The sequence below is a fragment of the Janthinobacterium sp. 13 genome, from assembly GCF_002749695.1.
GTDB lineage: Bacteria > Pseudomonadota > Gammaproteobacteria > Burkholderiales > Burkholderiaceae_D > Janthinobacterium > Janthinobacterium kumbetense.
This window is the reverse complement of record NZ_PEEQ01000001.1, coordinates 2,988,608-3,001,217: the sequence shown is the minus strand read 5'-3', so window position 1 is coordinate 3,001,217 and position 12,610 is coordinate 2,988,608. Positions and strand designations below refer to the sequence as shown.

Sequence of the window (12,610 nt, the reverse complement as noted above, 5' to 3'; positions counted from 1 at the left end):
TCCCAACGGAGACACTATGAAACGTAACGCTATCGCCATTGCCACCGCCACTCTTTGCGCCCTGGGCTTGTCCAGCGCCGCGCACGCCCAGGTATCGGGCGACACCATCAAGATCGGTTTTATTTCCGACATGTCGGGCGTGTATTCCGACGTCGACGGCTTAGGGGGCGCGGAAGCCATCAAGATGGCGATCGCCGATGCCGGCGTCGTGCTGGCCGGCAAAAAAGTGGAATTCATTTCTGCCGACCATCAAAACAAGGCTGACATCGCCGCCTCGAAGGCGCGCGAATGGTTCGACCAGCAGGGTGTCGACATGCTGATCGGCGGCACCAATTCCGGCGCCAGCCTGGCCATGGCCAAGGTGGCGGCGGAAAAGAAGAAAATTTTCATCGCCATCGGCGCCGGTTCGTCGCGCCTGACGAATGAGGAATGCACGCCGTACACCGTGCATTACGCGTATGACACGGTGGCGCTGGCGCGCGGCACGGGCGGCACCATCGTCAAGCAGGGCGGCAAGAACTGGTATTTCATGACGGCCGACTACGCGTTTGGCCATTCGCTGGAAAAAGACACAGCCGAGGTCGTCAAGGCGGCCGGCGGCAAGGTGCTGGGCAGCGTCAAGCATCCGCTGGGCGCTTCCGATTTCTCGTCCTTCCTGCTGCAGGCGCAAGCGGCAAAACCGCAAATCCTCGGCCTGGCCAATGCCGGTGGCGACGCCATCAACAGCATCAAGGCGGCCAACGAGTTTGGCCTGACGAAATCGATGAAGCTGGCCGGCTTGCTGATCTTCATCAATGATATCCATTCGCTGGGCTTGAACTTGACGCAGGGCATGTACCTGACGGACGGCTGGTACTGGGACTTGAATGCGGAGACGCGCGCCTGGTCGAAACGCTATTTCGCCAAGATGAAGAAGGAACCGTCGATGCTGCAGGCGGCCGACTATTCGGCCGCGGCGAACTACCTGAAAGCCGTCAAGGCGCTGGGCACGGACGACACCGAGAAGGTCATGGCCTATCTGAAAAAGACCAAGATCAACGACATGTTTACCCAGAATGGCGAAGTGCGTCCCGATGGCCGCATGGTGCACGATATGTATTTGATGGAAGTCAAGAAACCGTCCGAGTCGAAGTACCCATGGGATTACTACAAGGTGGTCGCCACCGTGCCCGGCGCGCAAGCGTATGTGACCAAGGCCGAGTCGAAGTGTTCGCTGTGGAAGTAATGCTGTAGCACTCTCTACAGGGTGCCCGCCGCTGCGCGGGTGCTCTGTCCTGCACGCTTCGCCCGCAGGGTTCGCCTTGCGCCGCCGCTCCCGTTTGCGGTGGCGCGTTTCCCTTGATACCACACCGCTACCCGGCGGTGCTTTTTATACTGTGATGCCATGGAAATTTTCGGCGTTCCAATACAAGCGATGATGAGCCAGCTGCTGCTGGGTCTCGTCAACGGCTCGTTCTATGCCATGTTGTCCCTCGGTCTGGCCGTCATCTTCGGCTTGCTGAATGTGATTAATTTCTCGCACGGCGCCATGTACATGATGGGCGCCTTCCTGGCCTGGATGGGCCTCAGCTATTTCGACATCAATTACTGGGCCATGCTGGTCATCGCCCCTATCCTCGTCGGCCTGGTCGGCATCCTGATCGAAAAGACCATGCTGCGCTGGCTGTATAAACTCGACCACCTGTATGGCTTGCTGCTGACCTTCGGCATCACCCTGATCATGGAAGGCGTGTTCCGTTCCTTCTATGGCGTCTCGGGCCAGCCGTATGCCGTGCCCGAAGCGCTGGCCGGCGCGACGGACCTCGGTTTCATGATCCTGCCGAACTACCGCGCCTGGGTGGTCATCGCCTCGCTTTCCGTCTGCCTGGCGACCTGGTTCGTCATCGAAAAAACCAAGCTGGGCGCCTACCTGCGGGCCGGCACGGAAAACCCGAAACTGGTGGAAGCGTTCGGCATCAACGTGCCGCTGATGGTGACGTTGACGTTCGGCTTCGGCGTGGCCCTGGCCGGTTTCGCCGGCGTGCTGGCGGCGCCCATCATCCAGGTCTCGCCGCTGATGGGCTCGAACCTGATCATCGTCGTGTTTGCCGTGGTGGTGATTGGCGGCATGGGATCCATCATGGGTTCCATCCTGACGGGCCTGGGCCTGGGCGTGATCGAGGGCCTGACCCGCGTGTTCTACCCGGAAGGCTCGGCTACCGTGGTGTTCGTGGTGATGGTCATCGTGCTGCTGCTGCGTCCCGCCGGCCTGTTCGGCAAAGAAAAGTAATCCTCATCAGTCATGTATTGGAGCTACCACGATGAATAAGAATGTAGGCTACGCCATTGCCTTGCTGCTGGCGTTGGCGGCCCCGTTTTACGGCTATCCCGTCTTCCTGATGAAGTTGCTGTGCTTTGCCCTGTTTGCCTGCGCTTTCAACTTGCTGATCGGCTACACGGGCTTGCTGTCGTTCGGCCACGCGGCCTTCTTCGGCGGCGCCGGCTATGTCACCGGCTATGCGCTGCGCACCTGGGGTTGGCCAACGGAACTGGGATTGCTGGCCGGCGTCGTCACGGGCGCCTTGCTGGGCCTGGTGATCGGCGGCCTGGCGATCCGCCGCCAGGGCATCTACTTTACGATGATCACCCTGGCGCTGGCGCAGATGGTGTACTTCCTGGCCTTGCGCCTGCCGTTCACGGGGGGCGAGGATGGCTTGCAGGGTGTTCCACGTGGAACCTTGCTGGGCACGATAGACCTGGGCAATGACACCGTCCTGTACTACGTCGTGCTGGCGATTTTTGTCGCCGGCTTCGCCCTGATCGTGCGCACCATCCACTCGCCGTTCGGACAAGTGCTCAAGGCGATCAAGGAAAACGAACCGCGCGCCATCTCGCTGGGCTATGACGTCAACAAGTACAAGCTGATGGCCATCGTGCTGTCCGCTTCGCTGGCCGCGCTGGCCGGCGCCACCAAGACCTTGGTGCTGGGCTTTGAAACCCTCACCGACGTGTACTGGGGCATGTCGGGCCTGGTCGTGCTGATGACACTGGTGGGCGGCATGGGCACCTTGTCCGGCCCCATCCTCGGCGCCGTGCTGATCATCGCGCTGGAGAACAAGCTGGGCGATGTCGGCACCTACCTGGCCACGCACACGGGCATCGAGTGGTTCGGCACCCTGGGCGAATCGGTGGGCATGGTGACCGGCGTGATCTTCGTCATCTGCGTGCTGATGTTCCGGCGCGGCATCGTCGGCGAAGCCATCGCGCGCTTCGGCGGCAGGCCAGCCAAAGCCGCTGTCTGATTTTCAAGCAACGCCGGACGGATCGTCCGGCGTTTTTCATTGTGCGTCCACTGTTACCTTAACGGAGAGAACCACCATGCAAACGACGATCACGCGCGCGGGGAGCAGCCTGTGCACCCTGCTGGCGTTGGCAGCCTGCGGCAGCAATCATGCACCGGAAGAACGGAACCAGATACCGGGCTACCTGGGCACCATCACGCGGACCGACTACGACGGCAAGACGAACGATCTGCTGACGGCCGGCCTGGGCAAGACGGGGCTGGCGGGAGCGACTCCCGCGTATGCGAATACGGAGCAGCCGACGCCGGTCGAATTGCGCCGCAATGCGATCTACGCCAATTACCGCGCCGTGCTCGACATTGCCGCCAACAGCGGCTACGGCACCTTGTACGGACCGAACGTGGATGCGTCCGGGAACGTGGGCACGGGCGAGGGCCTGATCGCCGGCAGCGAATACATCGCGTATGCCGATGATGGCACGGGCAAGAAGAATGTCACCTTGATGGTGCAGGTGCCGGCCAGCTTCGACCCGGACCATGCCTGCATCGTCACGGGCACGTCCAGCGGCTCGCGCGGCATTTACGGCGCCATCGGCAGCTCGGGCGAATGGGGGCTGAAAAAGGGCTGCGCCGTGGCGTATGCCGACAAGGGCTCCGGCACGGGCCTGTATGTATTCGAGGACGACAGCGTCAACCTGCAGAACGGCGTGCGCGCGGGCAGGGTGGCCGCCGGCAAGAATGCGCTCTTCGCGCCGGACTTGAGCGATGCCGACCGGCTGGCCTGGACCGCCGCCAACCCGAACCGCATCGCCTTCAAGCATGCGCACTCGCAGCAGAATCCCGAGAAGGACTGGGGCAAGGTCACCCTGCAGGCGGTCGAGATGGCGTATTACGTGTTGAACGAACGCTATGGCGTGCTGGCCCGCGACGGCAGTTCGCGCGTCGTGCGGCTGACGCCGAAGAACACGATCACGATTGCCTCCAGCATTTCCAACGGCGCCGGCTCGGCCTTGCTGGCGGCGGAACAGGATAGCAAGGGCTTGATCGGCGGCGTGGCGGCCAGCGAGCCGCAAGTCCAGCCGGCGCCATCGACTGCCTATAGCGTGCGCCAGGGCGGGGCGGTGGTGGCCAATCCCGGCCGCGCGCTGTTCGACTACGCCACCTATGCCGCCCTGTACCAGCCGTGCATCGCTTCCGTGGCAGGCAATGCGGGACGCTGTACGGCGCTGGTGACCAAGGGCTTGCTGAACGGCGCCGACTTGGCGGCGCAGCAGGCGGACGCGAAACAGCGCTTGCGCGCGTATGGCTGGTTAGTGGATTCCGATCCGCTGCAGGCGGCGCACGCGGGCACGAATATCCTCGTGGCCGTCACGTATGCGTATGCCTACGGCAAATTCTCCGTGACCGATAAGGTGTGCGGTTTCACGTTTGCGCAGACGGATCTCAGCGGCAATCCGGTCGCGTTTACCACGGCGCAAAAGGCTGTCAGCTTTGCCGCGCAGAGCGGCATCGTGGGCAATGTCGTGTACGAAAACAGCGTGGGCGGCGCCAGGGTGTACACGGCCGGCGTCTCGCCATCGAGCAGCCTGGCGGACCAGTCGCTCGACGGCTTCCTGTGCCTGCGCAGCCTGGCGACGGGACGCGATGCCGTCAGCAACGCCAACTTGCAGGGTACGCTGGCCGCGCAAAGCGTGCGCGTGCGGGCAGGCATGGCCGAGGTGCAGGCGACGGGCAAACTCAATGGCAAGCCGGCCCTCATCGTGCATGGCCGCAGCGACACCTTGATTCCCGTCAATCACGCCTCGCGCGCTTATCTGGGGCTGAACGCAGCGGTGGAAGGGACGAATAGCCGCCTGCGCTATATCGAGGTGACCAACGCGAACCACTTCGATTCCTTCAGCAGCGCCTTGCCGACCCTGATCGTGCCCCTGCACGTGTACCTGAACCGGGCGCTGGACGCCATGTATGCGCACTTGAACGCCAAGCAAGCCTTGCCGCCATCGCAGGTGGTGCGCACGGTGACGCGCGCCGATGCGTCGACCCTGATCACGAATGTCAACGTGCCGGCCCTTGCGGCAACGCCGGCGGCCGGCAATGTCATCAGCGTGACGGGCACGGTGGTGGATATTCCCAACTAGCGGCTGCTCGTGGTCGCAAGGCTAGCCACGCGCCATGCGTGGCTTTTTTTATGTCTTGACAGCGTATGGCCTTACAGCGCGGCCGCATAGATGGCGCGCGCATCGCCGCGCGTGACGGGACGGGGATTATTGCCCAGCAAGCGCGTCTGCAGCATGGCTTCATCGGCCAGTCGGTCCAGGTCGCTGGCCGCGATGCCCACCTCGCGCAGGGTGCGCGCGATGCCCGTGGCCGAGGCAATCTCCTGCATGGCGTCGATCAGGGCGTTCGCCCGCGCCTCGTCGCTGCCCGTAATGCCGGGCTGCACGATGGCTGCCAGTTGCGCGTACAGGGGCGCCGCGTGGGACAGATTAAAGCGCAGCACGTGCGGCAGCACCAGCGCATTCGACAAGCCATGTGGCACGTGGAACAGTCCTCCGATGGGATAGGCGAGCGCATGCACGGCGGCCACGGGGGCGTTGGCAAACGCCTGGCCGGCCAGCATGGCGCCCAGCAGCATGGCTTGGCGCGCCGGCAAGTGGCTGCCATCGCGGCAGGCCGTGAGCAGATTGGCGGACAGCAGCGACAGCGCCTGGCTGGCCAGCATGTCGGACAAGGGATTTTTCAGCAGGCGGCTGGTGTACGCTTCGATCGCATGCACCATGGCGTCGATGCCGGTGGCGGCCGTCACGGCGGGCGGCAAGCCCAGGGTCAGGCTGGCGTCGAGGATGGCCAGGTCCGCATACAGTTGCGGCGCCACCACGCCCATCTTGCTGGTGGCGCCCGTGGTGACGATGGCGATGTGCGTCACTTCCGAGCCCGTGCCCGCCGTGGTCGGCAATTGCACCAGGGGCAGGCGCTGGCCGTGGACATTGCCGATGCCATACAGTTGGGCCAGCTCCTGGTGGCCGGGGACCAGCACGGCGATCAGCTTGGCCACGTCCAGCGAGCTGCCGCCACCGAGGCCGATAATCAGTTCCACGTGAAACATCCGGGCCTGGGCCACGCCTGCCAACACGATGGCTTCGGGCGGATCGGCTTGCACGTCGGAAAAAATATGGGTGTCGATGCCCGCCGTGCGCAAGCTGTGCAGAGGGGCATCGGCCAGACCCGTGCGCAGAAACCCTGCATCGGTGACGAGCAGGGCGCGGCGGACGGTGGGGAAGTGATGGGCGATATGCGCGCCCAGTTGGGCGGCGGCGCCCGGTTCAACGATCAGGTGCGGCACGGTGCGGAACTGGAAGGCGGGCATGCAGACTCCTGGCGGCAAGGACAGAAGCCAAGCTTACTCCGCTTTCGCGCTCCGCGTATGTTTCACGTGGAACCGTTTAGTCTTGCAGCTGGCTGGCCAGCCCCAGGCTCACGAGCAGCGACAGGCTGGAGACGGCCGCCAGCACGCGGAACGTGCGCGCATCTTGCCGATACTCGCGCACGGCCGCATAGGCCAGGCCGGCGCCCATCAGCAGGTTGAGCAACAGCAGCTTGCTCATTCCCACTCCAGCGCACCGCGTTTCCATTCATAGGCCAGGCCGATGGTCAGTACGCCCAGGAAACCCATGACGGCCCAGAAACCATGCAAGCCCAGTTCATTGACGTTGGCCGCCCACGGCATCAGGAAGATCACCTCGATATCGAACAGGATGAACAGGATGGCCACCAGGTAGAAGCGGATGTCGAACTTCATGCGCGCGTCGCCGAATGCTTCGAAGCCGCATTCGTACGGCGACAGTTTTTGCGGGTCCGGCTTGTGCGGACCCAGCGTGCGGCCCAGCAGCATGGGCACGATGCCGACGAGGATACCGATCAGAATGAACAGGAGAACGGGAAAATAGTTTTCGAGGAGCATGGGGATTCCTCTCAGTGGCTGGACGACAGCTTCATCAGCACGATGCCGCACACGATGAGGACGGCGGCGCACACGCGCATGGTGTTGACTTGCTCGCCCAGAAAGACGATGCCGACGATGAAGGCGCCGACGGCGCCGATGCCCGTCCAGATGGTGTAGGCCGTGCCCAGGGGCAGGGTGCGCATGGCCAGCGACAGCAAGCCGAAGCTGGCGATCATCATGACGATGGTGACAACGGAGGGGGTGAGTTTGGTGAAACCCTCGGAAAGTTTCATCGAGTATGCCCACACGACTTCAAACATGCCGGCAATGAGTAATAGTATCCAGGCCATGGCGGCTCCTTATACAGAGCGGGCCGTCCCGGTGTGTTCCCATGATGGGGGAGGCCGTCCTCCTGGATGCTCGTCCCGCTGGCCACTGGCGTGGTCACGTTGGCGGACGATACGGCAATTGTAGCAAACATTTCACGCCACCGCAGCCCTCTGCCTGACCACGCTGCGTGTTCCACGTGAAACAGAAATCGTCGTTGGCTTGCCCCTGCTGAGTAAAAATTAAGCAAAAAATGCGCTGCGCAAGGTTGCGCTTGCAAAAAGACTCTATAATCGGAGCTCTCATCCCGCATTTTTACTTGCACTGTTACCTATTTATCATGTTATTTCCTACAGAATTCGACGTCATCGTTGTCGGTGGTGGTCACGCCGGTACCGAGGCGGCCCTCGCTTCCGCCCGCATGGGGCAGAAGACGCTATTGCTCACGCATAATATTGAGACACTGGGCCAGATGTCGTGCAACCCTTCCATCGGCGGCATCGGCAAGGGCCACCTGGTCAAGGAAGTCGACGCCATGGGCGGCGCGATGGCGATCGCCACCGACGAGTCCGGCATCCAGTTCCGCATCCTGAATTCCTCGAAAGGCCCGGCAGTCCGCGCCACGCGCGCCCAGGCCGACCGTATTTTGTACAAGGCCGCCATCCGTACGCGCCTGGAAAACCAGACTAACCTGTGGCTGTTCCAGCAAGCCGTCGATGATCTGATCGTCGAAGGCGACCGTGTCGTCGGCGCCGTGACGCAGATCGGCCTGAAGTTTCTCGCGCGCGCCGTCGTGCTGACGGCTGGAACCTTCCTCGACGGCAAGATCCACGTGGGCTTGAATAACTACTCGGCCGGCCGTGCCGGCGACCCGCCGGCCATCTCCTTGTCGGCCCGCCTGAAAGAGCTGAAACTGCCGCAGGGGCGCCTGAAAACGGGCACGCCGCCGCGCATCGATGGCCGCACGATCGACTTTTCCGTGATGCAAGAGCAGCCGGGCGACCTCGATCCCGTGCCCGTCTTTTCCGTGATGGGCAATACGGCCATGCACCCGCGCCAAGTGCCGTGCTGGGTCACGCACACGAATAGCCAGACGCATGACATCATCCGCGCCGGCCTGGACCGCAGCCCCATGTATACGGGCGTCATCGAAGGCGTGGGGCCCCGCTATTGCCCCTCGATCGAAGACAAGATCCACCGTTTCTCGGGCAAGGAATCGCACCAGATTTTCCTCGAGCCGGAAGGCTTGACGACGCATGAGTTCTATCCGAACGGCATCTCCACGAGCTTGCCGTTCGACGTGCAGATCGCTCTGGTGCAATCGATGAAGGGCATGGAAAACGCGCACATCCTGCGTCCCGGCTATGCCATCGAATACGATTACTTCGACCCGCGCGGCTTGAAGGCCTCGTTGGAAACGAAGGCCGTCGCCGGCCTGTTCTTCGCCGGCCAGATCAACGGCACCACGGGCTACGAGGAAGCGGCCGCGCAAGGCATGCTGGCGGGCCTGAATGCGGCCTTGCTGACGCAGGATAAGGAAGCCTGGGTACCGGGCCGCTCCGAGGCCTATCTGGGCGTGCTGGTCGACGATCTGATCACGCAGGGCGTGCAGGAACCGTACCGCATGTTCACCAGCCGCGCCGAGTACCGTTTGAGCCTGCGCGAAGACAATGCCGACATGCGCTTGACGGAAATCGGCCGCGCTCTGGGCTGCGTGGGCGACGCCCAGTGGCAAGCGTTTGAAACGAAGCGCGAAGCGGTGGCGCGCGAGCTCGAGCGCCTGCGTTCCACGTGGGTCAACCCGCGCATCCTGGCGGCCGCCGAATCGGAACGCATCGTCGGCCAGGCCATCGAGCGCGAGTATTCGCTGGCGGACTTGCTGCGCCGTCCGAACGTCGCCTACGACACCTTGATGAGCATGACGGGCATCGAAGGCCAGGCCCTGGCCGGCCCCGGCGTGGAAGACGCGGCCGTGCGCGAGCAGGTGGAAATCCAGCTCAAATACGCGGGCTACATCGAGCGCCAGAGCAAGGAAATCGAGCGCCACGAACACTATGAAAACCTGGTCTTGCCAGAGGGTTTCAACTACCTGGACATCGGCGCGCTGTCCGTCGAAGTGCGGCAAAAACTCGACAAGCAGCGCCCGGAAACCCTGGGCCAGGCTTCGCGCATTTCCGGCGTGACGCCGGCGGCGATTTCGCTGCTGCTGGTTCACCTGAAAAAGCGCGGCTTCGGTGCCGCGCAGACCACCACTTTAAAGGACGAGGTTGTTGAATGAAGCAGTTTGACCGGGCCGCATTGGCCCAGATTTTGAATGAAGGCATCGCCGCGCTGGGGCTGGACCTGAGCGCGGATCAGACGGAAAAACTGCTCGATTACCTGGCCTTGCTGGCCAAATGGAACAGCGTGTACAACCTGACGTCGGTGCGCGATCCGCTGCAGATGCTGACCCTGCACGTGCTCGATTCGCTGGCCGCCGTGCCGGCGTTCGCGCAGGCGAAAAACGTGCTCGACGTGGGCGCCGGCGGCGGCTTGCCGGGCATGGTGCTGGCCATCGCGCGGCCCGATGTGAAGGTGTCGATGATCGACACGGTGCATAAAAAGACGGCATTCCTGACGCAAGTGAAGGCCGAACTGGGTTTGAGCAACGTGACCGTGTACACGAAACGCGTGGAACAGTTGGAAGTGCAGCAGAAATTCGACGTGATCACTTCGCGCGCCTTTGCCGACCTGTCCGACTTCGTCAACTGGTCGAATCACGTGCTGGCCGAGGGCGGGCAATTCATCGCCTTGAAAGGGGTGGCACCGCCAGACGAGCGCGAGAGACTGCCGGCAGACTGGCAAGTGACGGAATTGCGGCCTATCCAGGTGCCAGGGCTAAATGCAGAGCGTCATCTGGTCTTTATAGCAAGAATTTAAAAACCGGAAATTAAACGGTATAAATCATATAAACAGTTTATACGGTATAAACGATATAAATGATTTATATCGTATAAACGAAATAAACAGTATAAATCGTTTCGGCCGGATGCCGGGGCGCACGATGAAGTTTGCATCTCTTTACAACTAGAAGATACATGGCCAAAATTTTTTGTGTAGCAAATCAAAAGGGTGGTGTTGGTAAAACCACAACAAGCGTCAACCTCTCCGCCGGTCTGGCCAAGTTGAACCAGCGCGTGCTGCTGGTCGACCTCGACCCGCAGGGCAACGCGACCATGGGCGCCGGCATCAACAAGGCCGGCTTGAAGGCGTCGACCTATGAAGTGATGCTGGGCGAGTCCGATGTCAAGACGGCACGCCAGCGTTCGGAAGCGGGGCGCTTCGATGTCCTGCCGTCGAACCGCGAGCTGGCCGGCGCGGAAGTGGAGATGGTCGAACTGGACAACCGCGAACGCCGCCTGAAGGATGCGCTGGCCGAAGTGGACGGCGAATACGACTTCATATTAGTAGATTGCCCACCGGCATTATCGATGCTGACCCTGAACGGCCTGTGCGCCGCGCATGGCGTGATCATCCCGATGCAATGCGAGTACTACGCGCTGGAAGGTTTGTCCGACCTGGTCAACACCATCAAGAAGGTGCACGCCAACCTGAACCCGGATCTGAAGATCATCGGCTTGCTGCGCGTGATGTTCGATCCGCGCATGACATTATCGCAACAAGTGTCGGCGCAGCTGGAACAGCACTTCGGCGACAAGGTATTCAATACCATCATCCCGCGCAACGTCCGCCTGGCCGAAGCGCCATCGTACGGCTTGCCCGGCGTGACCTTCGACCCCAGCTCGAAAGGTGCCCAGGCGTATATCGCCTTCGGCGCCGAGATGGTCGAACGCATCAAACATATGTAAACAAGGGGCGAGCGCCTGCACATTGTGATGTAAGCGCTTACTCTGAAAACACGATTAGGACAGCATGGCTACGAAAAAATTAAAAGGACTGGGTCGCGGACTCGACGCCCTGTTGGGCGGCGGCGATTTTGCCGGTCCGGACACGAATCAACCGTCGAACTTGCCCGTGTCGCAAATGCAAGCCGGCAAATACCAGCCGCGCACGCGCATGGACGAGGGGGCCCTGAATGAACTGGCCGCCTCGATCAAGGCGCAGGGGCTGATGCAGCCTATCCTGGTGCGGCCGATCGGGCAAGACACCCTGAGCGGCGTGATCAAATATGAAATCATCGCCGGCGAACGCCGTTTCCGCGCCTCGCAGCTGGCTGGCCTGACGGAAGTGCCGGTGCTGGTGCGCGACGTGGACGACCTGGCCGCCGCCGCCATGGCGCTGATCGAGAACATCCAGCGCGAAGACTTGAATCCGCTGGAAGAGGCGCAGGGCATCCACCGCCTGATCGCCGACTTCAGTTTTACGCATGAGCAAGCGGCCACTGCGCTGGGACGCTCGCGCAGCGCCGTGTCGAACCTGTTGCGTTTGATGAACCTGGCTGCTCCCGTGCAAACCATGCTGATGGCCGGCGATATCGACATGGGCCATGCGCGCGCGCTGCTGGCCGTCGATGCGGCCAGCCAGATCACCCTGGCGAACCAGGTCGTGGCCAAGCGCCTGTCCGTGCGTGAAACGGAAAAGCTCGTCACGCGCACGGTCGAGGAAGCGGCCAACCCGGTCGAGCCGCGCCACAAGGAAAAGTCCGGCGACATCGCGCGCCTGGAAGAAGAGTTGTCCGATGCGCTGGCCACGCCCGTGGTGTTCAAGATGGGCAACAAGGGCCGCGGCCAATTGGTGATTGATTTTGCCGATCTTGACGTGCTCGATGGTTTGTTGACCCGCTTGCGTGGTTAAATAGCAAGCTGCAAAGACAGGGGCCATGCGGGTGTGGACGATCCGGCCATGCTTTCCAGATGCACCACGTGATTCCTTGATAACACGGCTGGAAGCGGCCAGACAAGCGACTTTGCCATATAGTGGTGCAAAAGGCGGCGAATAGTCGGTAAAGCGTCAGTTTCACGCAGCAATTGCCCTGCTGCGGTGCAGCAACGTTTGACTCTATAGATCAAAGCCAACTATAATCCCGTGTCTTTGCGTGTGTAGATTTTTCTGGGAACTTG

Annotated in this window: 12 protein-coding genes; 8 read left to right on the top strand and 4 right to left on the bottom strand. The window is 61.9% G+C overall.

Annotated elements, in window-relative coordinates:
- Positions 1 to 16: 16 nt before the first annotated feature.
- The 4 genes from CLU94_RS13275 (at position 17) to CLU94_RS13260 (ending at position 5,418) form a co-directional block, all read left to right on the top strand.
- Positions 17 to 1,225 (top strand): ABC transporter substrate-binding protein, encoded by a 1,209-nt coding sequence (locus tag CLU94_RS13275; RefSeq protein WP_099665952.1) that lies wholly within the window; start codon positions 17 to 19, stop codon positions 1,223 to 1,225.
- Between the two features lie 159 nt (positions 1,226 to 1,384).
- The gene (locus CLU94_RS13270) at positions 1,385 to 2,269 is read left to right on the top strand and encodes a branched-chain amino acid ABC transporter permease (RefSeq protein ID WP_034752662.1); all 885 of its coding nucleotides are present in this window, start codon (positions 1,385 to 1,387) and stop codon (positions 2,267 to 2,269) included.
- A 31-nt stretch (positions 2,270 to 2,300) separates the two neighbouring features.
- Complete coding sequence (locus CLU94_RS13265) at positions 2,301 to 3,281, top strand: branched-chain amino acid ABC transporter permease (protein WP_099665951.1); 981 nt, start codon at positions 2,301 to 2,303, stop codon at positions 3,279 to 3,281.
- 76 nt (positions 3,282 to 3,357) lie between these two features.
- Positions 3,358 to 5,418, top strand: a complete 2,061-nt coding sequence (locus CLU94_RS13260; RefSeq protein ID WP_099665950.1) for a 3-hydroxybutyrate oligomer hydrolase family protein — start codon at positions 3,358 to 3,360, stop codon at positions 5,416 to 5,418.
- Between the two features lie 71 nt (positions 5,419 to 5,489).
- Here the strand turns inward: CLU94_RS13260 and CLU94_RS13255 are convergent, their stop codons facing one another.
- The 4 genes from CLU94_RS13255 to sugE all read right to left on the bottom strand — a co-directional run bounded on the left by CLU94_RS13255 (position 5,490) and on the right by sugE (position 7,573).
- A complete protein-coding gene (locus tag CLU94_RS13255) occupies positions 5,490 to 6,647 on the bottom strand; it encodes an iron-containing alcohol dehydrogenase (protein ID WP_099665949.1) in 1,158 nt (385 codons plus the stop codon).
- A 76-nt stretch (positions 6,648 to 6,723) separates the two neighbouring features.
- Positions 6,724 to 6,885: a hypothetical protein gene (locus tag CLU94_RS28380; RefSeq protein WP_180278653.1), complete on the bottom strand. Its 162-nt coding sequence runs from the start codon at positions 6,883 to 6,885 to the stop codon at positions 6,724 to 6,726.
- Complete coding sequence (locus CLU94_RS13250) at positions 6,882 to 7,241, bottom strand: NADH-quinone oxidoreductase subunit A (RefSeq protein WP_099665948.1); 360 nt, start codon at positions 7,239 to 7,241, stop codon at positions 6,882 to 6,884. Before CLU94_RS13250 ends, CLU94_RS28380 begins: the two co-directional genes overlap by 4 nt.
- A gap of 11 nt (positions 7,242 to 7,252) precedes the next feature.
- Positions 7,253 to 7,573: a quaternary ammonium compound efflux SMR transporter SugE gene (gene sugE, locus CLU94_RS13245; protein WP_099665947.1), complete on the bottom strand. Its 321-nt coding sequence runs from the start codon at positions 7,571 to 7,573 to the stop codon at positions 7,253 to 7,255.
- Positions 7,574 to 7,890: 317 nt separating this feature from the next.
- On the opposite strand from sugE, the gene mnmG reads away from it, so the two are divergent.
- The 4 genes from mnmG (at position 7,891) to CLU94_RS13225 (ending at position 12,344) form a co-directional block, all read left to right on the top strand.
- A complete protein-coding gene (gene mnmG, locus CLU94_RS13240; protein WP_099665946.1) occupies positions 7,891 to 9,828 on the top strand; it encodes a tRNA uridine-5-carboxymethylaminomethyl(34) synthesis enzyme MnmG in 1,938 nt (645 codons plus the stop codon).
- On the top strand, positions 9,825 to 10,469 hold the full coding sequence (gene rsmG, locus CLU94_RS13235; RefSeq protein ID WP_099665945.1) for a 16S rRNA (guanine(527)-N(7))-methyltransferase RsmG: 645 nt from the start codon (positions 9,825 to 9,827) through the stop codon (positions 10,467 to 10,469). The genes mnmG and rsmG overlap by 4 nt, the downstream gene beginning before the upstream one ends.
- 158 nt (positions 10,470 to 10,627) lie before the next feature.
- Positions 10,628 to 11,398, top strand: a complete 771-nt coding sequence (locus CLU94_RS13230) for a ParA family protein (protein WP_034752687.1) — start codon at positions 10,628 to 10,630, stop codon at positions 11,396 to 11,398.
- A 64-nt stretch (positions 11,399 to 11,462) separates the two neighbouring features.
- Positions 11,463 to 12,344, top strand: coding sequence for a ParB/RepB/Spo0J family partition protein (locus CLU94_RS13225; RefSeq protein WP_099665944.1), 882 nt, complete (start codon positions 11,463 to 11,465; stop codon positions 12,342 to 12,344).
- Positions 12,345 to 12,610 lie beyond the last annotated feature (266 nt).